Below are 26,552 nucleotides of genomic sequence, written 5' to 3'. Positions count from 1 at the left end.
CTGTCAGCTCCGCTTGCGCTGCTGCAACGCGCCGACCGCAACTGAAACGGCTATCAGCGCGATGGCCAGCCATTTCAGCACGGTGATGATCGGACTGGCATCGATGTCATAAGCGATGAACAACAGAATGCCGGGCACCAGCAGGCCGCACATGACCAGCATGATGCGGTTGATCTGCCAAGACACTTTTGCTGCCAGCGCTTCGTCACCGGCTTCGCCGACAAGACCGGCGCGCATCTCCCGAGAGATGGCCAACGCGCTCGACAGGCGCATGGAGATCGGCAAGCCGAGCCCGATTATGAGGAAGGCACACGCCGCCAGCAGAGCCGAGAATTTGAGCGCGCTGGTGTCGGCCGGCACCGGAAACAAAAGTGTCGCCAGCGGCAGGAAGACACAGACGATGCCGAGCGCGGCAATGGCGATGAAGATCGCGGCATTGACCCAAGTGAACAGCTGGTAGCGGCTTGCCCCGATCGGCGCGGCAAGCACGCGCATGCGCGCCCACTCGGCATCGGTATAGGAAAAGCCCGGCCATTCCATGCGGCCGTCTTTTATGGCGGTCATCCCCCTGGCCCAGAAAGCCAGCCGCGCCAGCGCGCCTGATGTCATGCCACTCATCGCCACCCCCGCCGAATGAAACACATCCAGACCATATCACCGCGTCACTGCCAAGCGACAGACGGATATCCTACTGGAACCCGGCCGCATCGACCGAGCCCTTCGGACAGCCCGCCTTGGTCGTCGGCGCCGAGGCGAGCATGAGAGTGCTCAGCGAACTGTCGGGGCCGATCGGGCCGGTCAGGCCGAGCGTCAGCTCGCCGATCAGCCGCCTGCCGCTCGACGGATCGACCAGGCAGGAGACACGCACCCGCGCGCCCGACCCGGCGCCGAAGGCGCTGTCGAAGGCGCTGCGGATCTGGTCCGAAGTCAGCTGCTTGCCGACATTCCTGGTGAAGAGCTCGCGCACAGGCGAGGCATTCACCGCCCGCATCAGGTTCAGCGCCTCGGCAAAATACTCCTGCTGGCTCTTGCCGTAGCAGGTGCCGTGCTTGATCCATTCATGCCGTTCGAGCTTGGAGGCGGTGCCAGGCATCACCTGGTCGAGTTCGGCGCGCGTATTGGCATCGAGGTTGACCGGCGGCAGGTCTGCCCAATGGGCCGGATTGTCATTGGCCTTGTCGCTCGCCGGCACCTGGCAATAGAAATTGCCGTTCGGCTGCGGCCAGAACCCATGCAACGTGAAATGCGACGCGTCGAAGCCGCCCGCCGTCTGCGCCTGGCACTCGGGCTTGCTCGACTTGGTTTCGCAGAAGGCCGGCTGCCAGCTAAGCGCGAAAACATATTCGGGTTTTCCTGAAGCCGGCGCCGCAGGCTTGCCCTGATCGGCGGGCGCGGCCGGCTCAGTCGACGCGCTGCCGCCTGAGACATGGCCGCAGCTGATCTTGACCCAACGGCGCTCAGGATCGGCGCCCGGCACGCGGATGAGGTAATGCGTCGGCGCATCCTTGTTGCCGGCCAGGAGATCGTAGCTCTGTCCAGCCGTTGTCGCGATATTGCCGGGGTTCTTGCCGCTCTTGATCGCCTGCGTTGCTGGACAGGCGGCATCGGCCACGAAGGAGCCGCTCATCTTCACATCGGCACGCGCTAGGCCGAGACCGGCCAGCGCCACCAACACCGCACCCCATATCGCCGATATCCGCATTCCAGCACTCCTAGCGTTTCATAGCGCAAGCTAGAAACGTGTGACATGTCAGAATTACGATTTCTTTCGTCCGCCGCAAAAAACAATCGCTCGGTCGATCAGACCCCGCCCTCCTCGACCCGCTTCGTCAACATACGCAGCAGATCAAGCGCGGTCTCAAGCACGCGAGGCTCGATGCCCTCGCTGATGCGGTTGACCCAGACATGCTGGCGCGTGCCGATATCCCTGATCGCGGCCCGGCCCGCATCGGTCATCGCCAGGAGCTTGGCGCGGCGGTGCGCCGGGTTGTCCGCATAGGCGGCGAGCCCTTCGGCGGCCAGAATGTCGGCAAGGCGCTGCACGCTCTGACGGGCAAGCCCCATGTCGCGGGCAATGTCGGCCACCGATTTTGGCTCCTTCAGCACCGCGCCCAGAACCTGCCAGCGCGCCGCCGTCAACCCGGCAGGCTCCGCCAGCCGGTCGGCCGCGTCGAGAAACCCGCCATTCAGCCGGAACACGGCAAGCACAACTTCGGTGAGCACATCTCCGGCTTCGGTCCTGCTTGTCATTTCTGGCCGGCCTGGATGGTGGAAACGAAAGTGTTGACGGCTTCAGCCACCGCCTCCGGCTTGTCAAGCATCACCCAATGGCCGGAACCGGCGACGGTTCTGTGGCCAATTCCGCTGCGCAGCCGAAACAGGGCCGCCGCATTGTCATTGGCCTCCGTGGCCAGCACGAAGATCGGCCCGTGATAGGCGTCGAGCGTCGGTTCGGGATTCCATTCCGCCAGCGCCTTGCCGACGCCTGCCCGAGCCGCCGGATCGACCACCGCCGCATCGGCGAGGACCCGTTTGCGGACATCTGGATTGGATCCGGCGATCGAGGTGTAATAAGCGCTCAGGACGTCGCCGCCGTTTGGCCCCGCCAGATCGCGCACGAACCCGTCGCGAATCTCTTTGGGCAGGGCGCGCGGATCGGTCGCCGGATCGACCAGCAGGATGCCGGCAACACGGTCGGCATGGCCGGCGGCATAGGCGAGCGCGGCCCCACTGCCGCCGCTATGTGCAACGAGGACAAACCGCTTCAGGCCGAACGCATCGGCCACCGCACCAATATCGTCGGCACGGCCGTCATAGCCGTAGTCGGCATCAGCTGCAGGCGCCGATGCGCCATGGCCGCGAAAATCGAAGGCGACCGCCTCACGGCCACCTGCGGTGAGCTGCATCACCCGGTTCCACTGTGTGGCGCGGCTGCAATCGCCATGCGCGAACAGGATCGGCAGGCCGCCGCCGGATTTGATGTCGTAGCCGGCAAGCTGGCCCTGCGGGCCGGCAATGGTTGAGGTCTTCATGGTCTTCTCCCTGGTCTGGCTGGAAGCAATGCCGGGCAGGAGCATTGCGGATGAAAGGCTCGCCAGCAGAAACGCGCGGCGCGAAACGGTCGAAACGGTTTTCATGCTCATGTTCCCGATGTAATTTGACAGTATGCTGTCATATAGCCAAATTGACAGCACACTGTCAATAGTGACGCCGGCTGATTTCGACCCCCCTTGACGTCGGTCACGCCGTCGCCCAACAGTCGCCAAGGGAGCGAGACATGGCATTTGACAAGCAGACGACGCTGGCCTCACCGACCGGGGCCACGCTCAATCTCTATGTGAAGCACGCGGGGGGCTCTCCACGCGCGGTAGTCCAGGTCAATCACGGCCTGGCCGAACACGCCGCGCGCTATGCCCGCTTCGCCGATTACCTCAGCACCCGCGGCTTTCATGTCTACGTCCACGACCATCGCGGCCATGGCGCGACCAAGGCGCCCGATGCCCCGCTCGGCAGGTTCGCCGGCACAAGCGGCCCGGCCAAGGTGATCTCCGATGTCGACGCAGTCCACGATTTGATTGCGAAGGAGCAGCCCGGCCTGCCGGTCATCCTGTTCGGCCATTCGATGGGTGCGTCGGTGGCGCTCAACTACCTGCTGGCGCACTCGCCGCGCGTCCACGCCGCGGCGATCTGGAACGGCAATTTCTCACAAGGCCTGCTTGGTCGGCTTGCACTCGCCATCCTCGCTTATGAGCGCTTCAGGCTCGGCTCCGATGTTCCCTCACGCGTCTTGCCAAGGCTGACCTTCCAGACCTGGGGCAAGGCGGTGCCCAACCACAAGACGCCGTTCGACTGGCTGTCGCGCGACGAGGCTGAAGTGGCCAAGTACATCGCCGACCCGCTGTGCGGCTGGGATGCCTCGATCTCGATGTGGCGCGATGTCGTGGAGATGACGCAGAAAGGCGGCAAGGATTCCGGCTTTGCCGGCATCAGGCGCGACCTGCCCGTCAGCATCGTCGGCGGAGAGAAGGATCCGGCCTCCGACTATGGCAAGGGCATCGATCATCTCGCCAAACGCATGCGCGCGATGGGCTTTTCGAATCTGGTTTCAAAGGTTTACGCCGACACCCGCCACGAAAGCCTGAACGAGGTGAACCGCGATGTCGTCATGGACGATTTCGCTGCCTGGGCCGATAGCGTGCTCAAACGCTGACATCGCTGGCCCACCGCAAGGCCCGTGACAGCGGCATCCCGGGTTGATAGAGGCTGCGGTTCCGACCCGTTTTTGGTGATTTATGGCTGAACCTCCGCTGAAAGGCGTCCGCGTCGTCGAACTCGCCCGCATCCTGGCCGGCCCGTGGGCAGGACAATTGCTGGCCGATCTCGGCGCCGATGTCATCAAGGTCGAGAGCCCCGATGGCGGCGACGATACCCGCAAATGGGGTCCTCCCTTCGTCATGAGCCATGATGGCGAGAACCTGTCGGCCGCCTATTACCACTCCTGCAATCGCGGCAAGCGCTCCATCGCCGTCGATTTCTCGACGCCCGAAGGGGCCGAGACGGTGCGCCGGCTGGTTGCCACGGCCGACATTCTGATCGAGAACTTCAAGCTCGGCGGCCTCAAGAAATACGGGCTCGATTACGAGAGCCTGAAGGCGATCAATCCAAAGCTCGTCTACTGCTCGATCACCGGCTTCGGCCAGGATGGGCCTTACGCACCCCGCGCCGGCTATGATTTCATCATCCAGGCCATGGCCGGCATGATGTCGATCACCGGCGAGGTCGGGCGCGAGCCGCAAAAAGCCGGCGTCGCCATATCGGACATCTTCACCGGCCTCTATTCGGTGATCGCCATCCAGGCAGCGCTTCGCCATGCCGAAAAGACCGGCCAGGGACAGCATATCGATATGGCTCTGTTCGACACGCAGATTTCCGCACTCGGCAACCAGAACCTCAACTATCTCGTCTCCGGCAAGGCGCCGGTGCAGATGGGCAATGCGCATATGAACATTGCGCCCTATGAGGTTGTCCCGGTCAGGGACGGCCATATCATCCTGGCGGTCGGCAATGACGGCCAGTTCGCCAAATTCTGCGCCGCCGTCGGACTCGACCATCTCTCAGCGAATCCCGATTTCGCCACCAATCCGGCCCGCGTCGCCAACCGGGTGAAATTGCGCGAGCACATGATCGAGACGCTGAAGAACTGGGACCGAGACCCGTTGCTGGCCAAGCTCGAAGCGGCAAGCGTGCCGGCGAGCCCGATCAACAATATCGGCCAGATGTTTGCCGACCCGCAGACGATCGCACGCGGCATGCGCCTCGACCTCGACGATGGCCATGGCAATCGTCTGCCCTCGGTGCGCGCGCCGATGGTGATGTCCGGCACACCGCTGGTCTATGAACGCCCTTCGCCACGCCTTGGCGAACATACCGAAGAAATTCTTGCCGAACTGGAGAAGTCTGGACGATGAAGACCGGTGGACAACTGATTGTCGACGCACTCGAGGCGAACGGCACCGACCGCATCTTCTGCGTGCCCGGCGAATCCTATCTCGCGGTGCTCGACGCATTGCATGACTCGCCCATCCGCACCATTGTCTGCCGACAGGAAGGCGGCGCCGCCATGATGGCCGACTGCCAGGGGCGGCTGACCGGCCAGCCCGGCATCTGCTTCGTCACCCGCGGCCCCGGCGCCACCAATGCGTCGGCCGGCATTCACATTGCCATGCAGGATTCGATACCCGTCATCCTGTTCATCGGCCAGGTCGCCAGCCACGCCAAGGAGCGCGAGGCTTTCCAGGAGGTCGACTACAAGCGCTTCTTCGGCGACATCGCCAAATGGGTGGTGGAGATCGACGATGCCGCGCGCATCCCCGAACTCGTCACCCGCGCCTTTGCTGTCGCGACATCGGGCCGCCCCGGCCCCGTCGTCGTCTCGCTGCCGGAGGACATGCTGACCAGTCTTGTCGACGCGCCCGCGGCCTTGCCGCACACGCCGGTCGAAACCCGGCCCGGCGAAGCCGAACTCGATGCTTTGGAAAAGCTTCTGGCCAAAGCCAAGCGTCCCTTCGTCATCCTCGGCGGCACACGCTGGGACGAGGAAGCGGTGGCACGTATGCGCACCATTGCCGAGGCCTGGTCGCTGCCGGTCGGCTGCTCCTTCCGCCGCCAGATGCTGTTCGACCATCTGCACCCGAACTATGCCGGCGATGTCGGCATCGGCATCAACCCGAAGCTGGCCACCGCCATCAAGCAGGCCGACCTGGTGCTGCTGATCGGCGGCCGCATGGGCGAGATGCCGTCCTCCGACTATACGTTGCTGAAGAGCCCTTACCCCGACCAGACGCTGGTCCATGTCCATGCCGATGCCGGCGAACTCGGCCGCGTCTACCGGCCGACCCTGGCGATCAACGCTTCGCCTTCGGCCTTCGTCGAGGCTTTTGCCAAGCGCAAGCCAACCTCCACGCCAGCCTGGGCGGATGAGACAGCGAAAGCACACGCTGCCTACCTCGACTGGTCGACGCCGCCTGAGACCGGCCCCGGCCCGGTCCAGATGGGGCCGATCATGAACTATCTGGAAAAGATTTTGCCCGATGACGCCATTTTCACCAACGGCGCCGGCAATTACGCCACCTGGGTGCACCGCTTCCACCGCTTCCGCCGCTTCGCCACCCAAGGCGCGCCGACCTCCGGTTCGATGGGTTACGGCACCCCGGCTGCGGTCGCCGCCAAGGCGCTCCATCCCGACCGCACCGTGATCGCCTTTGCCGGCGACGGCTGCTTCCTGATGAACGGACAGGAATTCGCTACCGCCGTGCAATACGACCTGCCGATCATCGTTATCGTCGTGAACAACGGCATCTACGGCACCATCCGCATGCACCAGGAGCGCGACTATCCCGGCCGTGTCGTCGCCACCGATCTGAAGAACCCTGACTTTGCCGCTCTTGCCCGCGCCTATGGCGGCCACGGCGAGACGGTCGAGAACACGGCAGATTTTGCCCCTGCCTTCGAGCGTGCCCGCGCCAGCGGCAAGCCGGCGATCGTCGAAATCAGGCTCGACCCCGAGGCGATCACGCCGACGCGGACGATGACGCAGATCCGCGACAAGAGCTGAGAAGTTGGCAGCGAAAGCCGAGTTCCGTCACACCCCCCTCTGTCCTGCCGACGCTGCCAAGACGATCGCCCCTTTCCTGATATCTACAAGCGAGCTATCAGACCGCTGCCAGCGCCTGCNGCAGATCCGCGACAAGAGCTGAGAAGTTGGCAGCGAAAGCCGAGTTCCGTCACACCCCCCTCTGTCCTGCCGGACATCTCCCCCTCAAGGGGGGAGATTGGATGTCATGTCGCCCTTCGCCAATCTGCAGCGTTGCAGACAGGGCGCTATGGTCAGAGCTGCTGATCTCCCCCCTTGAGGGGGAGATGTCCGGCAGAACAGAGGGGGGTGCTGTCCCGCCGACGCTGCCAAGACGATCGCCCCTTTCCTGATATCTACAAGCGAGCTATCAGACCGCTGCCAGCGCCTGCGTCAGGTCGGCGATAAGATCGTCCGGATGCTCGACGCCGATCGACAGCCTGACCGTGGTCTCCAGCACGCCAATGCGCTGGCGCACGTCGAAGGGAATGCCGGAGTGCGTCATCGCCGCCGGGTGGCTGGCGAGTGACTCCGTGCCGCCGAGGCTCACCGCCAGCTTGAATATTTGCAGCCCGTTGAGAAATGCGAAGGCCGCCTTCTCTCCGCCTTTGATATCGAAAGAAAATGTCGACCCGGCGCCGCTGCATTGCGCCTTGTAGGCCCGTCCCGCTGCCGTATCCTCGCCCAGGAACGGCAGGTAATGCACCTTCTCGACCTTGGCGTGATCGCGCAGGAATTCGGCCACGAGCCGCGCATTGTCGTTGGCGCGCTCCATGCGGATGGACAGCGTCTCCAGCGAGCGGCCGAGCATCCAGCAGGAATGCGGGTCGAGTTGCGTGCCGATGGCGCCGCGCAGCGCCTTGATCGGCTTGGTCACCGCCTTGCTGCCCATCGCCGCACCGGCGATCAGGTCGGAATGGCCGCCGACATATTTGGTCAGCGAATAGACGGAGACATCCGCGCCATGTTCGATCGGTCGCTGGAACACCGGGCCGAGCAGCGTGTTGTCGCAGACGATGATCGGCGTTGATCCTTGGCTTGCGCCGATCTCGTCGGCAAACTTCCGGATCAGTGCGATGTCGACCAGGCTGTTGGTCGGATTCGACGGCGTTTCGATGAGAATGACCGAGACACGCCCCTTCGCCACCGCTGCATCAGCAGCGGCCCGCACCGCCTTGTCGTCGACGCCGTCGGCGAAGCCGACAGCGCCGATGCCGAAGCCGGACAGCGTGCGCGTCAAAAGCGTCTCGGTGCCGCCGTAAAGCGGCTGCGAATGCAGGATGACATCGCCCGGCCGGGCATAGGCGAGCAGCGTCGTGGCGATCGCCGACATGCCCGACGAGAACAGGATGCAGGCGTCCGTTCCCTCATAGACCGCCAGCCGGTCCTCGACGATCTCCGAGTTGGGATGATTGAAGCGCGAATAGACCAGGCCGGACGCCGTGCCGCTCGGCGGCTCCTTGCGGCCGGATGTGTAGTCGAAGAAGTCGCGTCCCTCCTCCGCCGATTTGAACACGAAGGTCGAGGTCAGGAACACCGGCGGCTTGACGGCGCCTTCCGACAGTTGCGGATCGAAGCCATAGCTCAACATCAACGTTTCCGGATGGAGCTTGTGGTTGCCGATGTGGGTTTTCGACGGGCGCGGCGCGGTCATGGCTTTTCCTGCGTTCTGGAGGAGTCTCGTCCAGCAATTTATGCGATCCCGGTCCACCAGTCCTTGCTATTTTCGGCCTCGCATGGCTGCATTCCGGCAACAAATTGCCGAGCGAGAGCAAAAGTGCAACAGAAGATAGCCGACGATTTCGACCGCAAGATCCTGCGCGAGCTGCAGGCCGACGCCCGCATCACCAACAATGAGCTGGCGGAGCGCATCGGCCTGTCGCCGTCGCCATGTTTGAGGAGGGTACGCCGGCTGGAGGAGGCCGGCATCATCAGGGGCTATACCACGCTGGTCGACCCGGCCGCCTTCGGGTGGAACATGGTCGCCATCGCCACCGTCCGGCTCAGCCGCCAGAACGAGGACGAGATCGTCATGTTCGAGGACGCCATCCGCGGGTGGGAAGAGGTGCTGGAATGCCACCTCGTCACCGGGGCGCGCGACTATGTGCTGAAGGTGGTGACCGGCAGCCTCGAACAGTACGAGCGCTTCATCAAGGAAAAGATCGCGCGGCTGAAATGCGTCGCTTCGATCGAGACCAGCTTCGTCATGAACACCATAAAGGAACGGCGCCTCTGACATTTGGTCAAAGGCGCCGCTCTCGAGGTCGAAATTGCCTGGCCAGGCTTATTTGATCGCCTTGTCGGTGATGGCCGTGGTGTAGGCGCCGGTCGGCGCCTTGGTGATGATCTTCTGGTCGAGCAGCGCCTTGGCGGTGCGCTCGTAGGTCGCCGGGTCGAGCTTGCCGTCGGCATTGTCGATCAGCTTGGCGACTTCGCTCATCATCCGCTTCTGGTGGTTTTCGTCCTGGCCACCGCCGTCCATGACAATGCCCGCGGCCTCGTCATTGTTGTCGATGGCATATTTCCAGCCCTTCATCGAGGCGCGCACGAAACGCACCATCTTGTCTTCGAAAGCCGGATCCTTGAGCTTGTCTTCCGAGGCATAGAGCCCGTCCTCAAGCAGGTCGTTGCCCATCGCCGAGTAGTTGAACACGGTGAGCTGGTCCGGCTTGTAGCCGGCATCGATCAGCTGCCAGTACTCGTTGTAGGTCATGACCGAAATGCAATCCGCCTGCTTCTGGATCAGCGGCTGCACGTCGAAGCTCTGCTTCAAAACCGTGACGCCATCCGGGCCGCCTTCGGTCTTCAGGCCGAGCTTGTTCATCCAGGCGTAGAAAGGATATTCGTTGCCGAAGAACCAGACGCCGAGCGTGTGACCCTTGAAATCGGCTTCGGTCTTGATCGGGCCATCCTTCGGGCAGACCAGCTCCATGCCGGCCTTCTTGAACGGCTGGGCGATGTTGACCAGCGGCACGCCCTTTTCGCGCGCGGCGAGCGCCCCACCCATCCAGTCGACGATGACGTCGGCGCCACCGCCGGCGATCACCTGCTCGGGTGCGATATCGGGACCGCCCGGCTTGATGTCGACGTCGAGGCCTTCGGCTTCATAAAAACCCTTGGCCTTGGCGACATAGTAGCCGGCAAACTGCGCCTGCGTGACCCATTTCAGCTGCAAGGTCACCTTGTCGGCGGCCATTGCCTGGAACGCGCCCAGCGACATCGCGCCGGCCAGCATCGGAATGATCAGTCTTTTCATGTTTTTACCCTCTGAAGTTAACACCCGAACCCACCGCCCTATCCACCACGGACAGAGGGATGCCAAAACGTGACGGCTCTCTCGACGAGAGCGACCACGCCATAAAAGACCGAACCCGCCAGTGCTGCAACTGCGATTTCGGCCCAGACCATATCGATGTTCATCCGCCCGACCTCGGTCGAGATGCGAAAGCCCATGCCGACCACAGGCGTGCCGAAGAACTCGGCGACGATGGCGCCGATCAGCGCCAGCGTCGAGTTGATCTTGAGCGCGTTGAAGATGAAGGGCGCTGCCGCCGGCAGTCTGAGCTTCAAGAGTGTTGGCCAGTAGCCCGACGCATAGGTGCGCATCAAATCGCGCTCCATATGGCCGGAGGCGGCAAGACCGGCAACCGTGTTCACCAGCATCGGGAAGAAGGTCATGATGATGACGACCGCGGCCTTGGACGGCCAGTCGAAGCCGAACCACATCACCATGATTGGCGCCACACCGATGATCGGCAGCGCCGAGACCATATTGCCGATCGGCAGCAGACCGCGGCGCAGGAACGGCACGCGGTCGGCCGCAATCGCCACCAGGAAGCCGGCGCCGCTGCCGATGACATAACCGAAGATCACCGCCTTGAAGATGGTCTGCCTGATATCGGCGCCGAGCACCGGCAGGGAACTGGCGATGCGCACACCGATGGCGCTCGGCGGTGGCAAAAGGATGAAGGGAATGCCGGCGCCACGCGTCATCGCTTCCCATATGATCAGGATCCAGGCGCCGAAGATCGCCGGTATGATGAGGCGCAGCGCCATCCGCGCCCCTTTTGCCATCGGGCGAAGCCCCGACAGCACGGCGACGCAGCGCCATGCCAGCAGCCAGGCAGCGGCGAGCAGCAGGAAATACGGCGCCAATGCCATGCCTTCGAACCCTGTAATGCCCGAGATCAGCATCCAGGCGACGAGATGAGCGCCGATGAACAGCACCGCAGCCTCGGCCAGCGGCGAAATTCTGATCATCGAGATCAGCCCTGCCAGCACGGCCAGGCCGATCATCGGGGTCTTTATCCCGAAATAGGGGTAGTCGAAGCTTGCTGTCGGGTCTGCAAGGGCGGCCGCTTCCGGCTTCGACATCGCACCGAGCGCGACGGCGACGAGGCACAGCGCAATGGCCAGCACGGCTTGCCAGGAGGGCTTCAGCCAGTTCATGCCGGCCTCCCGCCCATCGCGCGGTCAACGAGGCGCCCGGCTATGCCGACCACCATGACCAGAAGGGCCGCCACCACCGAGCCCGCCACAAGGGCGGACCAGATGTCGATGGACTGGCTGTAATAGGCGCCTGCCAAAAGCTTGGCGCCGATGCCGGCGACAGCACCGGTCGGCAGTTCGCCGACAATGGCGCCGACCAGGCTCGCCGCCACCGCCACCTTCATCGACGTGAACAGGAACGGCACCGAGGCCGGCACCCGCAGCTTCCAGAAGGTCTGCGAGACACTGGCATTGTAGGTGTGCATCAGGTCGAGATGCATGAGTTCGGGCGAGCGCAGGCCCTTCACCATGCCAACCGTCACCGGGAAGAACGACAGGTAGGTCGAGATCATCGCCTTTGGGATCAGACCGCTGATGCCGATCGCCCCCAGCACGACGATGATCATCGGCGCCACCGCCAGAATGGGAATCGTCTGGGAGGCGATGATCCACGGCATCAGGCTGCGGTCGAGCGTCGCCACATGCACGATGCCAACCGCGATGACGATGCCGAGCGCCGTGCCGAAGGCAAAGCCGAGCAACGTCGACGACAGGGTCACCCAAGCATTGTAGACGAGGCTTCGGCTCGATGTGATGGGCCGCAGGAAGGTGTTCTCGAAGAAGTTCACCGCCACCTGATGCGGCGCCGGCAGCGTCGGCTTGGGCTGCGACAGCGTCTTGCCGATGAATTCGACGGTGTCGTGGGTTTCCCCGGCGCGCCGGTCGAGGTCGCGCTGGAAGGGCGCGTTTAGGATGACGGCGAAGACATACCAGAGCACCACCACGCCCAGGAGGATGGAGGTCACGGGGATGAGTTTTTCGCGGAAGGTGTCCATCAGGCGCGCTCCCCTTCTCCTCTCCCCGCCGGGAAGAGGGTGGCCGGAGCGAAGCGGAGGCCGATCACCGGTGCGCTCGGTATCCTAGGGCGGAGCGACGCGAAGCGTCGTGCAGACCCTAGGATCCATTCCGTGACGTTGGCCGAGGGGTATAAGCGGTTGAGAATGTTCGCCTTCGCGGGCGCAGCGGCGTGTGCACCGTTTTGCACCGTTGCGGACCGTATAGGTAACGGCATGGATCCTAGGGTCTGCGCCGCGTCGCTTCGCTCCTTGCTTCGCCCTAGGATGACGAAGGCGTGGCGGCGACGTCCGCACTCATTCGCTACCCCCTCAATCATCATAGCTGTGCCCTGCCCGCAACCCATCGCGCACGCGGGCCGCGATCGCCAGAAACTCAGGCGTCTCGCGGATGTCCAGTGGCCGCTCCTTTGGCAGCGTCGATTCGATGATGTCGGTAACCCGACCTGGGCGCGGCGACATGACGACGATGCGCGTCGACAGATACACCGCCTCGGGGATGGAATGGGTGACGAAGCAGATCGTCTTGTTGGTGCGCGCCCACAATTCCAGAAGCTGTTCATTGAGATGGTCGCGCACGATCTCGTCCAGCGCGCCGAAGGGCTCGTCCATCAGCAACAGGTCGGCGTCGAAGGCGAGCGCGCGGGCGATCGAAGCGCGCTGCTGCATGCCGCCGGAAAGCTGCCAAGGGTATTTCTTCTCGAAGCCGGAGAGGTTGACGAGCTCCATCGTGCGCTTGATGCGCTCGGCCTGCTCCGCTCTCGAAAGGCCGATGATCTCCAGCGGCAGCGCCACGTTACGCTCGATCGTGCGCCACGGGAAAAGGGCTGCCGCCTGGAAGACGTAGCCATAAGCGCGTTTCTCGCGCGCCTGTTCCGGCGTCATGCCGTTGACCGAGATCGTGCCCGATGTCGGTTTTTCCAGATCGGCGATGACGCGCAGCAAGGTGGTCTTGCCGCAGCCAGATGGGCCGATGAAGGAGACGAACTCGCCCTTGCCGATTGTCAGGTCGACTTTGGAGAGCGCCTCTACCGGACCGTCATTGGTCTGAAAGGTAAGGCCAAGTTTGCTTGCCGAGACGACGGCTGGCGATCGTCCCGTCATCGCTTGCTGCCTGCTTCTCGCAGCCGCCCAGGATGAAATGCCGTTGCATTCGCGTTGATGTTGCTTTCCACTCGTCCAATCCCACCCAATCGACGCCCGGAGCCTTGCCGATGTCGCCCAAACCCACTTGTCACCTTATCCGTCCTGAAAGCACTTATGAAGGCAAGCAGGGATTGACCTATTTTGCCGGCATTGCAGCCGAGACGGTCGGCTCGTCCGGCATCTGCATGCATCTGCTCACCCTGCCGCCTGGCGCCCGCGCCAAGGCGCATCTGCATGAAAGCCATGAGACGGCGATCTATGTGCTCTCGGGCGAGGTCCACACATGGTATGGCGACAGGCTCGAGAACCACATCGTCGTCAAGGCCGGCGACCTCTTCTACATCCCGGCCGGCGTACCGCATCTGCCGGCCAATCTGAGCAACGCCCCGTCCTCGGCCGTCATCGCCCGCACCGATCCCAATGAACAGGAAAGCGTCGTCCTGTTGCCGGAACTGGATGCGCTGGTGGCCTGACGCTGACGGGACTGCCGTCATTTGCACCGCGCCACTTCGCCCATGACATTGCCGTCGTCGTCGGCCACCGTCAGCTTCTTGGCGTTCTTGGCGCTGCGCTTGATGGTGAATTTGGTCGGCTCCTGTCCTTCTTCGCCTTCCGCCTCGCATGTTGCCGTCACCACCAGCGACCCATCAGCCTGCGCCTGCTTGTCCGTGAAGGTGCAGGCGCTGGCGGCGGTGACCAATGCCTCGTCGGTCAAAAGCAGCATCCGATCGGCGGCGACTTCCTGGCCATTGCGGTTGATGCAGCCATATTTGTCCCCATAGGGTTTCGTCAGGTCGATGCCTGCCGCAAGGGCCTGACCCGCAGCCAGAACGACTATCATCGCAACAGACGGCCCCAAACCGCGCGCGCTCATTCCCCCAGCTCCAACGTCACGAACACGGTTGCAACGGCCCCATTTCTTCAAGACCGGGAATGGTCACGAAGAACCCACCCTCGCCCTTGTTGGTGACCACAACGGTTTCAGCCGTCGTCCCCGCCTCGCCTTCGGCGGAACAGGTCGCATCAAGCGATTGCGTGCCCGGCGCCCACGTCAATTGCTGCGCGAACCGGCAGCCGCTGCCATAGGTCTCGATGCCTTCGGCGGTCAGCACGATATAATCGTCCCGGCCCTGAAAACCGGCCTTTGCAAAGACACAGCCGGCATCGTTGCCCCAGGAGCCGGCCAGCCTCTCGGCCCCTGTTGCCGGACCAGCGACCACCATCGCCACGACCAGTGAAATGAGCGCCCCCGGGCTCCGCAACGTCAAACGCCTGTCGCCGGAATGCCGGTGCGTTCCACCTTGCGCGGCGCGGTAATGTCCTTCCAGGTCGACAGAGCCCGGTTGACCGCCGCGTTCGGCTCGCGGGCGACGAATTCGCCATGGCCGGGCTTGGCCTTGACCTCCGCTTCCTCGACCGACAATTCGCCGCGCGAAAAGACGAAGCGCGGCAGGCCGGTCACCTCAAAACCTTCGAAGACGTTGTAGTCGATCACCGATTGCTGCTTCTTCGAGGTGATGGTCTTCTTGGCGCTGGGGTCCCACACCACGATGTCGGCGTCCGCGCCTTCGACGATGGCGCCCTTCCTAGGATACATGTTGAGGATCTTGGCGATGTTGGTCGAAGTCACCGCGACGAACTCGTTCATCGTCAGCCGCCCGGTGTTGACGCCCGTCGTCCACAGCACGGGCAAGCGGTCTTCAAGCCCGCCAGTGCCGTTCGGGATCTTGGTGAAATCGCCGAGGCCGTTGCGCTTCTGCTTGGTGGTGAAGGCGCAGTGGTCGGTCGCCACCACCTGCAGCGATCCCGCCTGCAGGCCGGCCCACAGCGAATCCTGGTGCAGCTTGTTGCGGAAGGGCGGACTCATGACGCGGCGCGCCGCATGGTCCCAATCCTTGTCGAAATACTCGCTTTCATCCAGCGTCAGATGCTGGATCAGCGGCTCGCCGAAAACCCGAATGCCCTTCTGGCGGGCGCGGCGGATGGCTTCGTGGCTCTGCTCGCAGGACACATGCACGACATAGAGCGGCACGCCGGCCATGTCGGCGATCATGATGGCGCGGTTGGTCGCCTCGCCCTCCACTTCCGGCGGCCGCGAATAGGCGTGTCCCTCGGGGCCATTATTGCCGGCGGCGAGCAGCTTTTGCGACAGCGCCGCAACCACGTCGCCATTCTCGGCATGAACAAGCGGCAGCGCGCCGAGATCGGCGCAGCGCTGGAACGACGCGTACATCTCGTCGTCGTCCACCATCAGCGCGCCCTTGTAGGCCATGAAATGCTTGAACGAGGTAATGCCTCTGTCGACGACGGTGGCCATCTCGTCGAACACCTGCTTGCCCCACCAGGTGATCGCCATGTGGAAGGAGTAGTCGCAGGCAGCCTTCGAGGTCTTGTTGTCCCACATCTGCAACGCTTCCAGCAGCGATTGCTGCGGCGCCGGCAGGCAGAAATCGACCACCATCGTGGTGCCACCGGAAAGGGCCGCACGCGTCCCGGACTCGAAATCGTCGGCCGAATAGGTGCCCATGAACGGCATTTCGAGATGGGTGTGCGGATCGATGCCGCCCGGCATGACGTAACAGCCGCTGGCGTCGAACTCATGGTCGCCATGCAGGTTCGAGCCGATGGCGACGATCTTGCCGTGCTGCATCAGCACATCCGCCTTCCAGGTTCGGTCGGCGGTGACGATGGTGCCGTTTCGGATAACTTTGGTCATTGTCGTGTTCCCTTGTTCTCTTCGCGCTTCTTGTGAGCGTCGTTTTGAATACAGATCTTAGTTCACGCCACGATCCCCGCTGTCTCTACCACCGCATGGAACAGCACGTTGGCGCCGGCGCCGGCCCATTCCTTGGTGATTTCCTCAGCCTCGTTGTGTGACAACCCGTCAACGCAGGGGCACATCACCATGGCGGTCGGCGCAACTCGGTTGATCCAGCAGGCGTCGTGGCCGGCGCCGGAGACGATGTTGCGGTGGGAATAGCCGAGCCNGCCGAGCCGATCGGCGGCGTCGCGGATCGCCTTGACGCAGCCGGCATCGAAGGTGACCGGATCGAAAGCGCCGACCTGCTCGACCTTGTACTGGATGTCGAGCGCCTCACAGATCGTGTCGATGCCTTCGCGTATGCGCCCATCCATCGCGTCCAGCACTTCCTTCTCGGGCGAACGGATGTCGATGGTGAAGACGGTGCGCCCGGCGATGATGTTGCGCGAGTTCGGAAACACCTCCATGTGGCCGACCGCGCCGACGGCGTCGGGCTGGTAGTCCATGGCGATCTCGTGCACCAGTTCGACCACGCGCGCCATGCCTAGACCGGCATTACGGCGCTTGGGCATCGGGGTCGAGCCGGTATGCGCCTCCTTGCCGGTCAGCGTTACCTGCAGCCATTTCAGGCCCTGGCCGTGGGTGACGACGCCAATGTCGATGCCTTCGTCCTCGAGGATCGGCCCCTGCTCAATATGCAGTTCGAAGAAGGCGTGGATCTTGCGACCGCCGACCTTCTCGGTGCCTTTCCAGCCGATGCGCTCCAGCTCCTCGCCAAATTTCCTGCCCTGTTTATCAGTGTGCTGATACACGTCCGCCTGATCGAGCACACCGGCGAACACGCCGGACGCCATCATCGCCGGGGCAAAGCGCGAGCCTTCCTCATTGGTCCAGTTGGTAACGACGATCGGATGCCTGGTCTGGATGCCGAGATCGTTAAGCGAGCGGATGATCTCCAGCCCGCCGAGCACGCCGAGCACGCCGTCATATTTGCCGCCGGTCGGCTGCGTGTCGAGGTGGCTGCCGACATAAACCGGCGGCAGGCTGGGATCAGCGCCTTCCCGGCGGGCAAACATGGTGCCCATTTCGTCGAGCCCCATTTCGAGCCCGGCCGCCTCGCACCAGCGCTTGAACAGATGCCGTCCCTCGCCGTCCTCGTCGGTCACGGTCTGGCGATTGTTGCCGCCGGCAATACCGGGGCCGATCTTCGCCATCTCCATGATGGAATCCCACAAACGGTCTGAATTGATTCGCAGATTCTCGCCTGGGGCGGCCATGCTCTAAAACCTCATCGGTTGCGGGGCGGCGGCGTCCCCCTCCCCCTCGAGGGGAGGGTGGCCGCGAAGCGGTCGGGTGGGGTCGCCCGCGACGCGCGCGACCTTCTCTTTGACCACCTGCGCGACGTGCCAAGCGCTGTTTATGACATCGGGCTCGTCAACACGGAAGACTTCAAATCCGAGCGATCGCAGATAAGCATCGCGAACGGCATCGTGCCGCCTACCCCTGTCGTGTTCGTGCATGTCGCCATCGACCTCAACGATCAGCTTCACCGCCAAGCAGGCAAAATCCACGATGTACGGCCCAATCGGGCACTGACGGCGAAACTTGATGCCGGCTGATTTCAGGTCCCGCAGTTCATACCACAGCAGCGATTCTCCCTTGGTCGCGTGAACTCGAAGCGCTCGCGCCTTCTGGCGCATTTCGAAGCTCACGCGGGTACGGGGCATCAGGAGCGGCCTTGGAACAAAAGAGCAGGTCGGCGTCCGGTCGCACCGACCCCACCCGACCGCTTCGCGGCCACCCTCCCCTCGAGGGGGAGGGCTATCCGCGCCCGGTTTGTCAATCGATCGCCCTCAGCACTTCTCTGACATGGTCGATCAATTCGTTGATCTGGCCCTTGCTGATGATCAGTGGCGGCGACAGCGCGATGATGTCGCCGGTGGTGCGGATCAGCGCGCCGCGCTCGAACGCCTTGACGAAGGCCGAGAAGGCCCGCTTGGTCGGGCTGCCGGCGATCGGCGCCAGTTCGATCGCGCCGATCAGGCCGATATTCCTGATGTCGATGACATGCGGCTCGTCCTTCAGCGAATGCAGCGCATCTTCCCAGTAGGGCGCCAGTTCCTCGCCGCGGGTCAGCAGGCCCTCTTCCTTGTAGGTGTCGAGCGTGCCGAGTGCCGCGGCGCACGCAATCGGATTGCCCGAATAGGTGTAGCCGTGGAAGAACTCGATCATGTGCTCGGGGCCGGTCATGAAGGCGTCGTGGATTTCCTTCTTCACGAACACCGCGCCCATCGGGATGACGCCGTTGGAGACGCCCTTGGCGGTGGTCATGATGTCGGGCGTGACGCCGAAATAATCCGCTGCGAACGGCGCGCCGAGACGGCCGAAACCGGTGATAACCTCGTCGAAGATCAAGAGGATGCCGTGCTTGGTGCAGATTTCGCGCAGTTTCTGCAGATAGCCCTTCGGCGGCAGGATGACGCCGGTGGAGCCGGCGACCGGTTCGACGATGACGGCGGCGATGGTCGAGGCGTCATGCAGGGCAACGATGCGCTCCAGCTCGTTGGCGAGTTCCGCGCCATATTCCGGCACGCCCTTGGAGAAGGCGTTCTTTTCCGGCAGATGCGTGTGCGGCATGTGGTCGACGCCGCCGAGCAGCGTGCCGAACATCTTGCGGTTGGTGACGATGCCGCCGACCGAGATACCGCCGAAATTGACGCCGTGATAGCCGCGTTCGCGGCCGATCAGGCGGGTGCGCGCGCCCTCGCCCTTCACACGGTGATAGGCGATCGCCATCTTCAGCGCCGTTTCGACCGATTCCGAACCGGAATTGGTAAAGAAGACATGGTCCATGCCCTTGGGCGCGAGATCGACCAGGCGGTTGGCCAGCTCGAACACGATGGGGTGGCCCATCTGGAAGGCCGGCGCATAGTCGAGTTCGGCCGCCTGGTGCTGGATCGCCTCGGTGATCTTGGGACGGCAATGGCCGGCATTGACGCACCAGAGGCCGGCGGTGCCGTCGAGCACCTTGCGGCCGTCGCTGGTGGTGTAGTGCATGTCCTTGGCGGACACGAACATGCGCGGCGCCTGTTTGAACTGCCGGTTTGCCGTGAACGGCATCCAGAATGCGCTGAGATCGTTCGGCGTGACTTTCAGCCGGTTGGACATGACCAAGACTTCCCCTTGTAACCTGTTTCGGTGCGGCTAACGCTTGGTCTTTCCAAAGCTTGGTCTTTGCTGCGTTTTCATGCTACGCAAATTTTTGACCGATTGGACAAACGTTAGCACCGCCCTGTCGGCGGTCAAGGGATTACTAGCGGAAATGCGGCCTGCGAAGTGCGCTCCACGGGTAAGAGAAAAACTGGTCCAGAGAATTGGTCCAGATGAACCCTGCGGCCAAGGCTTGCAGGGGTGAGCGGCGCCATGGAAGGCTCAGCCCCTCGCCGCACCCGCATCCAGCAGGAAAAGCGCGAACTGATCCTGGAGGCAGCCCTCGAAGTCTTCTCCGCCAACGGCTTTCGCGGTTCGACCATCGACCAGATCGCCGAGGCCGCCGGGATGTCGAAGCCGAACCTGCTCTACTATTTCCGCCGCAAGGAAGACATCCACGAAACGCTGATGGAGCGGCTGCTGGCGACGTGGCTGGCGCCGCTACGTGAACTCGACGACATCGGCGACCCCCTGACCGAGCTCAGGAGCTACATCCGGCGCAAGCTCGAAATGGCGCGTGATTTTCCCAGGGAAAGCCGGCTGTTCGCCAACGAGATCCTGCAAGGCGCGCCGCGCATCATGCCGCTGCTGGCGGGTGAGCTGAAAACGCTGGTCGACGAGAAGGCCAACGTCATCAAGGGCTGGATGCGCGCAGGAAAAATCGCCCGCACCGATCCCTGGCACCTGATCTTTTCGATCTGGGCGACGACGCAGCACTATGCCGATTTCGATGTCCAGGTCCGCGCGGTGCTTGGGCCCGATCGCGGCGGCGACGGCCGCTTCGAGGATGCGGCGCGGTTTCTGGAGCAGTTGTTCATTGATGGGCTGAAGCCGAAGGGCTGACCTTGGGCGTCAGGCGCTGCGGCGCTCCGCCGACATCGCCTCAAGCAAATTCTGCAGCTTCTCGATCGAATTCTGTTCGGCCAGCGGCGTGTAGACGATCAGCTTCATGTCCGAGCCGTCGTCGATCGACAGGCTCATATGCTCGAACGTCATGGCGCCGGCGCTCGGATGTCGGACATGTTTCACCCCCGACAATCGGCGTGCCACGTCGCGTTGCGGCCACCAGTCGCGAAACTCCGGACTTGAGCGCGTCATAAGCACGATCAGCCGCTCGAAATCCGCATCGCCCACATAGCGGGCGCTTTCCGCCCGGAACGAGGCCAGCACGGTGCGCGCCAATTGCTCCCAGTCAACCAGCAGGCGCCGGTGATGCGGATTGGTGAACACCATGTGGACGATGTTGCGGGCGTCGCCCTCTAGCAGGCCATAATCACCGAACACCGCTACCGCCGCCGGATTCCAGGCCAGCACATCCCAGCGCCGCCCGACGACATAGGCCGGCTGCAGCACCAGGCTCTCCAGCATATGCATTAGCGGGCCATCGACCTTTTCCGGCGCAGCCACGCGGTTCTCCGGTTGCTGGCGGCCTGCCAGGATGAACAGATGCCGCCTTTCAACGGCGTCGAGGCGCAGCGCTTCGCTGAGCGCCGCTAGCACCTCCACCGAGGGTCTGACCTCGCGCCCCTGCTCTAGCCATGTGTACCAGGTGGTGCCGACGCCGGCGATCATCGCCACTTCCTCGCGACGCAAGCCTGGCGTGCGTCTCCGCAGGCCGGTCGCGATGCCGGTGGCGGACGGCGTCAATCTTTCGCGGCGCGAGCGCAGGAAGGCGCCAAGCTCGCGCCGGCGGCTGTCTTCAGCGGAGTGCGTGGGGGCATCCATGAGAGCTATTATAGCAGTATTGATATACCAGGATAAAGTTTGAACTGTTTGGGCTGGGTCAGGCGCCCCATCTTCCATCCAGAGAGATGGAGGCTCTGAATATGGATCTGAAAGACAAGACAATCCTCATCACCGGTTCGACCGACGGCGTCGGCCGTGTCGTCGCGCAAAGGCTGGGCGCCGGCGGCGCGCGCGTGCTGGTGCATGGCCGTGACGCGGCTCGCGGCAAGGCAACCGTCGCAGAAATCGAATCCGCCGGCGGCAAGGCCGAGTTCCTCGCCGCCAACCTCGCCTCGCTAGCCGAGGTCCGCCGCCTTGCCGAGGCCGTACGCGCAAAAACCGACCGGCTCGACATCCTCATCAACAATGCCGGCATCGGCACGGCCGGCGCCAAGCGACAGCTCAGCGCCGACGGCTTCGAACTGCGCTTTGCGGTCAACTATCTCGCCGGTTTCCTGCTGACCTCGGAACTGCTGCCGCTGCTCAAGGCGAGTTCGCCGGCGCGCATCATCAACGTCGCTTCGGCCGGCCAGCAGGCGATCGATTTCGGCGATGTCATGCTGACACGTTCCTATGACGGCGTGCGCGCCTATTGCCAGAGCAAGCTGGCGCAGATCCTGTTCACCATCGACCTGGCCGGAGAGTTGAAAGGCAGCGGCGTCACCGTCAACGCTCTGCATCCAGCGAGCTACATGAACACCACCATGGTCCGCCAAGCCGGCGTGACGCCATGGAGCTCGGTCGAGACCGGCGCCGACGCCATTCTCAACCTCGCGACATCGCCCGCCCTGGAGGGCCGCAGTGGCCTCTATTTCGATGGCCTAAAGGAATCCCGCGCCGAAGCACAAGCCTATGACGCCAAGGCCAGACAGCAATTGCGAACCCTGAGCCTCGACTTCGTCGGCCAAGTCTCCGCAAAATCGAAGGAACAGCATTCATGACCGGCAAGATCGAACACACGGTCGTCATCGGCGGCTCATCCGGCATCGGCCTCGCAACGGCGCGAAAACTGCTGGGCCCAGGCATGAAGGTGACCATCACCGGACGAAGCCAGGACAAGCTCACCAGCGCCTGGAAGAGCCTCGGCGGCGCCGCCGAAAAAGCTGCCTTCGATGCTTCGAAGCCGGATGAAGTCCGCCATTTCTTTGGGGAACTCGGACCGTTCGATCACCTCGTGCTGGCTGCGAGCGGCGGCAAGGGACTTGGGCCGTTCGAAACCCTCGATCTCTCAGACATCGCCGGCGGCGTCGACGAGAAAGTCAGGCCGCAGCTGTCCTGCCTGCAGGCTGCCTTGCCGACGCTCAACAGATCGGGATCGGTCACTTTCATCTCGGCGGTGTCGGCACAATTGTCGGCGCCCGGCGTGGCTGGCATTGCCGCCGTCAACGGCATGCTGTTGACGGTGGTGCCGATCCTGGCGGTCGAACTGAAGCCGCTGCGCGTCAATGTCGTGGCGCCCGGCGTCATCGACACGCCGTGGTGGGATTTCCTGGCCGAAGACCAGCGGCAGGCGGTGTTCAGCGAATATGCCGGCAAAACCCCGGTGGGCAGGATCGGCCGCGCCGAAGACGTCGCCGGCGCAATCGCCTTTCTAGTCTCCAACGGCTTCATGACCGGCCAGGTGCTGACCTGCGACGGCGGCCTGCGCTACGCGGCGTGACCTTACAGCGACTGCGCGATCAGCGTGAGAAGGCCTCCGGCCAGTGCGACGTTGCCTACGAAACCGTTGATGCGCGACGCCCGGTCCGGGCCCTGATGGTCCCAGAAATTGTGGAACATCGGCGTGGCGACGATGAGAAACAGCAGCAGCACGGCGCAGGCGGTCGCAGTCCACAGGCCGGCCATCAACAGCGCGCCGGCAATGGTCTGCAGGACGATGCCGGCCCACAACGCCAATCTCGCCTGCGGCACGCCGCGCGCGGTCATCAGCCCTGTCAGGAAGGTCTCGTTCTGAACATTGCGCAGGCCGGCGCAAACGAAGGCGCCGCCGAGCAACAGGCGGCCGAGAAACAAAAAGGTCGAAGGCAAATCGACAGGCATGAAATCTTCCCCGTACTTAAGCATGAAACAGGTGGAGCGCCGCCCTTTCCACGGCGCTCCATGACTAACCGGACGGTCAGGCTGCTTTGGCAGCCGGCATCGGGTGAATGGCGTGGAACGGGATGCAGAGCCGGTTCCAGGTGTTGATCATGCCGATCGCGACCGACAGCTTGACCAGTTCCTCTTCCGAGAAGTGCTCTAGCGTGCGGGCATAGAGTTCGTCCGAAACGCCATTGTTGGCGATCAGGGTCGTTGCCTCGGTCCAAGCAAGCGCCGCGCGTTCGCGCTCGGAAAACAGCGGCGATTCCTTCCAGGCCGAAACCAGATAGAGCCGTGTCTCGGTTTCGCCATCGCGCCTCGCCTCGCGGCTATGCATCTCGACGCAGTAGGAGCAGCCATTGATCTGCGAGGCGCGGAGCTTGATCAAATGCAGCAGGCTCACTTCAAGCCCGCATTCGTCGACCGCCTTGTTGAGCGCCGACACGGCTTTCATGATCTCAGGCGCCTTGGCGAAGAATTGCAGTCTCTGTTTCATCGTCTTTCCTTTCACATCTGTTTGCGGGGGATTAAATCTGTTTGGTCGAAGCGGGTTTCTGCGGCCGCTGATGGCGCGCCACAAAGGCACAGCTGGCGGCAAACGATCGCGGATCGCCTTCGGCCTTGTAGTCAGCCACGATGTCGGACAACCGGGTTTCCGCGAGAGCGGCACGATAGGCACGCTCGGCTTTCAGCATCGCGGCATTGATGCCGCACGGCTTCACATAGGCCGAAGCATCGATCTTGACCGGGCCGCGCTGGCGGATCTCGCCGCAGCGGAAGGCCGGCTCGCGACCCTCGACCGCAAGCACGATATCGAGCAGCGTGATGCGCTCGGCCGGACGCGCCAGCCGGTAGCCGCCCGCCGGTCCCGGCACCGATTCCAGGATGCGCGCAGCAGTCAGCTGGTTCAGATGTTTCAGCAGATAGCTCGGCGACAGGCCGAAGGACTCTGCCAAAGCAGCACCCGGTATCGTGCTGTTGCCCTCCACGCTGGCCAGTGTGGCCGCGCAATGGATGGCCGCTTCTACACCCTCGCCCAGTTTCACGATGTTGCGCTCCTATTCATGGATATCTTTTATCCTAGATAAATTTTATCTGCAATTGGAAAATGAAAAACGGCGCTCGAAAGCGCCGCTTTTTTCTTCGACCCGTTCCCTACTCCGCAGCCACCTTGGCCATCGGGTTGTTCGGGTGCGTCGTCCAGTTGGCATAGACCGGCGACACCGGCTTGCCGGTGCGCTGGTCCATCACGCCGGCGGCCAGCGGCTCCATGGTGATGCAGTTCTCGACCGGGCAGACATTGACGCACAGATTGCAGCCGACGCATTCGGCCTCGATCACCTCGAAATGCCTGACGCCGTCGACCATGTTGGTGATTGCCTGGTGCGAAGTGTCCTCGCAGGCGATGTGGCAGCGGCCGCATTTGATGCAGGCGTCCTGGTCGATACGCGCCTTGGCGATGTAATTGAGGTTGAGATACTGCCAGTCGGTAACGTTGGGCGTGGCGCGGCCGACAATGTCGTTGAGCGAGGCGTGGCCTTTCTCGTCCATCCAGTTTTCGAGACCGGCGATCATCTCCTGCACGATCTTGAAGCCGTATGTCATCGCCGCCGTGCACACCTGCACATTGCCGGCGCCGAGCGCCATGAATTCAGCCGCATCGCGCCAGGTGGTGATGCCGCCAATGCCGGAGATCGGCAGGCCGCGCGTTTCCGGATCGCGGGCGATCTCGGCCACCATGTTCATGGCGATCGGCTTCACCGCCGGGCCGCAATAGCCGCCATGCGAGCCCTTGCCGTCGATGGTCGGCTGCGGCGCGAAACTGTCGAGGTCGACGCCGGTGATCGAGTTGATGGTGTTGATCAGCGACACCGCGTCGGTTCCGCCGGAGAGTGCGGCGCGCGCCGGCTTGCGCACATCTGTGATATTCGGCGTCAGCTTGGTGATGACAGGCATGCGGGTGTTGGCCTTGCACCAGCGCACTACCATTTCGATGTATTCAGGCACCTGGCCGACAGCCGCGCCCATGCCGCGTTCCGACATGCCGTGCGGGCAGCCGAAATTGAGCTCGATGCCGTCGGCTTCGGTCTCCTCGACCACCGGCAGGATCGCCTTCCAGCTTTCCTCGACGCATGGCACCATCAGTGAGACGACGATGGCGCGGTCGGGCCAGTCCTTCTTGACCTGTTTGATCTCGCGCAGATTGACCTGCAAATCGCGGTCGGTGATCAGCTCGATATTGTTGAGGCCGAGCAGGCGCCGGTCGGCCCCCCAAATCGCGCCATAACGCGGGCCGTTGACGTTGACCACCGGCGGACCTTCTTCGCCCAGCGTCTTCCACACGACGCCGCCCCAGCCCGCCTTGAAGGCGCGGATGACATTGTAGGCCTTGTCGGTCGGCGGCGCCGAAGCCAGCCAGAACGGATTGGGCGATTTGATGCCGACGAAATTGTTGCGGATGTCTGCCATGGGTCTTTCTCCTCTGGCCGTGGCGGGCTTACCGCCACCTTAAAGCGTTGCCTATCGGATCATTCCTCGCATCGAAGAAAAACCGATGGCGGTTCACCTTCGACCGTTACCGTGATCTGGTCCGGATCGCCCTTGCGCGCTTCCAGCCCGACCATTTTTTCATCCATGCGCACGGTCTCGTCCCCGTTGAGATAGACGCTGGCGCATGAAATCCTTGTCTCAACATGATCGCCGCTTGGCGGCCCGGATGTCCATTGGCAGATCGTGTGCTCGCTGAAGCCGACACCGGATGCCTCGACGGACATCCGCTCTTCACCCTTCGCGTCACACCATTGCGTATAGAGCCAATAGTCCGGTGAAGCCGCCGGCATTGCCGCGGTGCCGATGACGGCAGCGAGGATCGGCGCGATCATCGCAGTGCCCGGTTGATCAAGCGGGTCGGCTTTACCGAGGCCAACCAGAACGGATTGGGCGATTTGATGCCGACGAAATTGTTGCGGATGTCGGTCATAACTCTCTCCGCTAGCTACAGATCACAACAAGAGTCATCTGAACTGCTACAGGCTCACTCGAATCGTTTCGGACGACGACCTGCCACACATGGTCGCTAAACGGATAACTTGCCGATACAACCAACGCAGTAGGGTTGGCCGGCGGGATATCAAGCGCGTAACCTCCAGAGATGAGC

29 protein-coding genes are annotated in these 26,552 nt (G+C 63.1%); 8 read left to right on the top strand and 21 right to left on the bottom strand.

Annotated features, from left to right (window positions below; genetic code table 11):
- Window positions 1-3: 3 nt before the first annotated feature.
- The 4 genes from X726_RS162815 to X726_RS25930 all read right to left on the bottom strand — a co-directional run bounded on the left by X726_RS162815 (window position 4) and on the right by X726_RS25930 (window position 3,137).
- A complete protein-coding gene (locus X726_RS162815) occupies window positions 4-618 on the bottom strand; it encodes a hypothetical protein (protein WP_031194875.1) in 615 nt (204 codons plus the stop codon).
- A gap of 70 nt (window positions 619-688) precedes the next feature.
- Window positions 689-1,702, bottom strand: a complete 1,014-nt coding sequence (locus X726_RS162820) for a ribonuclease (RefSeq protein WP_023668232.1) — start codon at window positions 1,700-1,702, stop codon at window positions 689-691.
- Window positions 1,703-1,800: 98 nt separating this feature from the next.
- Window positions 1,801-2,250 carry a MarR family transcriptional regulator gene (locus tag X726_RS162825; RefSeq protein ID WP_023668231.1) on the bottom strand — a complete coding sequence of 150 codons (450 nt, stop codon included), beginning with the start codon at window positions 2,248-2,250 and terminating at the stop codon, window positions 1,801-1,803.
- Window positions 2,247-3,137 (bottom strand): alpha/beta hydrolase, encoded by an 891-nt coding sequence (locus tag X726_RS25930; RefSeq protein WP_198037275.1) that lies wholly within the window; start codon window positions 3,135-3,137, stop codon window positions 2,247-2,249. The genes X726_RS162825 and X726_RS25930 overlap by 4 nt, the downstream gene beginning before the upstream one ends.
- A gap of 140 nt (window positions 3,138-3,277) precedes the next feature.
- Here X726_RS25930 and X726_RS162830 point away from each other — a divergent pair, with 140 nt between their 5' ends.
- The 3 genes from X726_RS162830 (at window position 3,278) to X726_RS162840 (ending at window position 7,114) form a co-directional block, all read left to right on the top strand.
- On the top strand, window positions 3,278-4,210 hold the full coding sequence (locus tag X726_RS162830; protein WP_023668228.1) for an alpha/beta hydrolase: 933 nt from the start codon (window positions 3,278-3,280) through the stop codon (window positions 4,208-4,210).
- 82 nt (window positions 4,211-4,292) lie between these two features.
- Entirely contained in the window at window positions 4,293-5,468 is a 1,176-nt protein-coding gene (locus X726_RS162835) for a CaiB/BaiF CoA-transferase family protein (RefSeq protein WP_023668227.1), read from the top strand.
- Window positions 5,465-7,114 (top strand): thiamine pyrophosphate-binding protein, encoded by a 1,650-nt coding sequence (locus X726_RS162840; RefSeq protein ID WP_023668226.1) that lies wholly within the window; start codon window positions 5,465-5,467, stop codon window positions 7,112-7,114. Before X726_RS162835 ends, X726_RS162840 begins: the two co-directional genes overlap by 4 nt.
- A gap of 388 nt (window positions 7,115-7,502) precedes the next feature.
- On the opposite strand, the gene X726_RS162845 is transcribed toward X726_RS162840, so the two are convergent.
- The gene (locus X726_RS162845; protein WP_023668225.1) at window positions 7,503-8,786 is read right to left on the bottom strand and encodes a cystathionine gamma-synthase family protein; all 1,284 of its coding nucleotides are present in this window, start codon (window positions 8,784-8,786) and stop codon (window positions 7,503-7,505) included.
- A gap of 123 nt (window positions 8,787-8,909) precedes the next feature.
- Here X726_RS162845 and X726_RS162850 point away from each other — a divergent pair, with 123 nt between their 5' ends.
- The gene (locus tag X726_RS162850) at window positions 8,910-9,368 is read left to right on the top strand and encodes an Lrp/AsnC family transcriptional regulator (protein WP_023668224.1); all 459 of its coding nucleotides are present in this window, start codon (window positions 8,910-8,912) and stop codon (window positions 9,366-9,368) included.
- A gap of 48 nt (window positions 9,369-9,416) precedes the next feature.
- Here X726_RS162850 and X726_RS162855 read toward each other — a convergent pair whose 3' ends face one another.
- From X726_RS162855 to X726_RS162870, 4 genes are all read right to left on the bottom strand, one after another.
- Window positions 9,417-10,388, bottom strand: coding sequence for an ABC transporter substrate-binding protein (locus X726_RS162855; protein ID WP_023668223.1), 972 nt, complete (start codon window positions 10,386-10,388; stop codon window positions 9,417-9,419).
- Between the two features lie 38 nt (window positions 10,389-10,426).
- On the bottom strand, window positions 10,427-11,581 hold the full coding sequence (locus X726_RS162860) for an ABC transporter permease (RefSeq protein WP_023668222.1): 1,155 nt from the start codon (window positions 11,579-11,581) through the stop codon (window positions 10,427-10,429).
- Window positions 11,578-12,456 (bottom strand): ABC transporter permease, encoded by an 879-nt coding sequence (locus X726_RS162865; protein ID WP_023668221.1) that lies wholly within the window; start codon window positions 12,454-12,456, stop codon window positions 11,578-11,580. The genes X726_RS162860 and X726_RS162865 overlap by 4 nt, the downstream gene beginning before the upstream one ends.
- A 330-nt stretch (window positions 12,457-12,786) precedes the next feature.
- Window positions 12,787-13,578 (bottom strand): ABC transporter ATP-binding protein, encoded by a 792-nt coding sequence (locus X726_RS162870; protein ID WP_023668219.1) that lies wholly within the window; start codon window positions 13,576-13,578, stop codon window positions 12,787-12,789.
- A gap of 104 nt (window positions 13,579-13,682) precedes the next feature.
- On the opposite strand from X726_RS162870, the gene X726_RS162875 reads away from it, so the two are divergent.
- Complete coding sequence (locus X726_RS162875) at window positions 13,683-14,093, top strand: cupin domain-containing protein (protein ID WP_023668218.1); 411 nt, start codon at window positions 13,683-13,685, stop codon at window positions 14,091-14,093.
- Between the two features lie 17 nt (window positions 14,094-14,110).
- Here X726_RS162875 and X726_RS162880 read toward each other — a convergent pair whose 3' ends face one another.
- The 6 genes from X726_RS162880 to X726_RS162905 form a co-directional block, all read right to left on the bottom strand.
- The gene (locus tag X726_RS162880; RefSeq protein WP_023729378.1) at window positions 14,111-14,494 is read right to left on the bottom strand and encodes a hypothetical protein; all 384 of its coding nucleotides are present in this window, start codon (window positions 14,492-14,494) and stop codon (window positions 14,111-14,113) included.
- A 16-nt stretch (window positions 14,495-14,510) separates the two neighbouring features.
- On the bottom strand, window positions 14,511-14,888 hold the full coding sequence (locus X726_RS162885; protein WP_023668216.1) for a hypothetical protein: 378 nt from the start codon (window positions 14,886-14,888) through the stop codon (window positions 14,511-14,513).
- Window positions 14,885-16,336 (bottom strand): dihydropyrimidinase, encoded by a 1,452-nt coding sequence (gene hydA / locus X726_RS162890; protein ID WP_023668215.1) that lies wholly within the window; start codon window positions 16,334-16,336, stop codon window positions 14,885-14,887. Before hydA ends, X726_RS162885 begins: the two co-directional genes overlap by 4 nt.
- 62 nt (window positions 16,337-16,398) lie before the next feature.
- Window positions 16,399-17,658: a Zn-dependent hydrolase gene (locus X726_RS162895; RefSeq protein ID WP_023668214.1), complete on the bottom strand. Its 1,260-nt coding sequence runs from the start codon at window positions 17,656-17,658 to the stop codon at window positions 16,399-16,401.
- A 3-nt stretch (window positions 17,659-17,661) separates the two neighbouring features.
- Complete coding sequence (locus X726_RS162900; RefSeq protein WP_245260016.1) at window positions 17,662-18,081, bottom strand: endonuclease domain-containing protein; 420 nt, start codon at window positions 18,079-18,081, stop codon at window positions 17,662-17,664.
- Window positions 18,082-18,220: 139 nt separating this feature from the next.
- Window positions 18,221-19,549: an aspartate aminotransferase family protein gene (locus X726_RS162905; RefSeq protein ID WP_023668212.1), complete on the bottom strand. Its 1,329-nt coding sequence runs from the start codon at window positions 19,547-19,549 to the stop codon at window positions 18,221-18,223.
- A gap of 255 nt (window positions 19,550-19,804) precedes the next feature.
- Between X726_RS162905 and X726_RS162910 the strand changes: the two genes are divergently transcribed.
- Window positions 19,805-20,434, top strand: a complete 630-nt coding sequence (locus X726_RS162910) for a TetR family transcriptional regulator C-terminal domain-containing protein (RefSeq protein WP_023668211.1) — start codon at window positions 19,805-19,807, stop codon at window positions 20,432-20,434.
- Between the two features lie 9 nt (window positions 20,435-20,443).
- Here the strand turns inward: X726_RS162910 and X726_RS162915 are convergent, their stop codons facing one another.
- Window positions 20,444-21,316 carry a helix-turn-helix transcriptional regulator gene (locus X726_RS162915; protein WP_023668210.1) on the bottom strand — a complete coding sequence of 291 codons (873 nt, stop codon included), beginning with the start codon at window positions 21,314-21,316 and terminating at the stop codon, window positions 20,444-20,446.
- A 101-nt stretch (window positions 21,317-21,417) separates the two neighbouring features.
- Between X726_RS162915 and X726_RS162920 the strand changes: the two genes are divergently transcribed.
- Both X726_RS162920 and X726_RS162925 read left to right on the top strand, forming a co-directional pair.
- Window positions 21,418-22,257: an SDR family oxidoreductase gene (locus tag X726_RS162920; protein WP_023668209.1), complete on the top strand. Its 840-nt coding sequence runs from the start codon at window positions 21,418-21,420 to the stop codon at window positions 22,255-22,257.
- Window positions 22,254-22,976 (top strand): SDR family oxidoreductase, encoded by a 723-nt coding sequence (locus X726_RS162925; protein WP_023668208.1) that lies wholly within the window; start codon window positions 22,254-22,256, stop codon window positions 22,974-22,976. The genes X726_RS162920 and X726_RS162925 overlap by 4 nt, the downstream gene beginning before the upstream one ends.
- A 2-nt stretch (window positions 22,977-22,978) precedes the next feature.
- Here the strand turns inward: X726_RS162925 and X726_RS162930 are convergent, their stop codons facing one another.
- The 5 genes from X726_RS162930 to X726_RS162950 form a co-directional block, all read right to left on the bottom strand.
- The gene (locus X726_RS162930) at window positions 22,979-23,356 is read right to left on the bottom strand and encodes a DoxX family protein (RefSeq protein ID WP_023668207.1); all 378 of its coding nucleotides are present in this window, start codon (window positions 23,354-23,356) and stop codon (window positions 22,979-22,981) included.
- A gap of 76 nt (window positions 23,357-23,432) precedes the next feature.
- Window positions 23,433-23,891: a carboxymuconolactone decarboxylase family protein gene (locus X726_RS162935; protein WP_023668206.1), complete on the bottom strand. Its 459-nt coding sequence runs from the start codon at window positions 23,889-23,891 to the stop codon at window positions 23,433-23,435.
- Between the two features lie 31 nt (window positions 23,892-23,922).
- Window positions 23,923-24,441 carry an Rrf2 family transcriptional regulator gene (locus X726_RS162940; RefSeq protein ID WP_023668205.1) on the bottom strand — a complete coding sequence of 173 codons (519 nt, stop codon included), beginning with the start codon at window positions 24,439-24,441 and terminating at the stop codon, window positions 23,923-23,925.
- Window positions 24,442-24,550: 109 nt separating this feature from the next.
- Window positions 24,551-25,864 carry an NAD-dependent dihydropyrimidine dehydrogenase subunit PreA gene (preA, locus tag X726_RS162945; protein ID WP_023668204.1) on the bottom strand — a complete coding sequence of 438 codons (1,314 nt, stop codon included), beginning with the start codon at window positions 25,862-25,864 and terminating at the stop codon, window positions 24,551-24,553.
- A 59-nt stretch (window positions 25,865-25,923) separates the two neighbouring features.
- Window positions 25,924-26,277 (bottom strand): hypothetical protein, encoded by a 354-nt coding sequence (locus X726_RS162950; protein ID WP_023668203.1) that lies wholly within the window; start codon window positions 26,275-26,277, stop codon window positions 25,924-25,926.
- Window positions 26,278-26,552: the final 275 nt, after the last annotated feature.

Source organism: Mesorhizobium sp. LSJC285A00, from assembly GCF_000503155.1.
In the GTDB taxonomy this organism is placed as follows: domain Bacteria; phylum Pseudomonadota; class Alphaproteobacteria; order Rhizobiales; family Rhizobiaceae; genus Mesorhizobium.
Note: the sequence above shows the minus strand (reverse complement) of the source record. Positions and strands in the feature narration are given on the sequence as shown.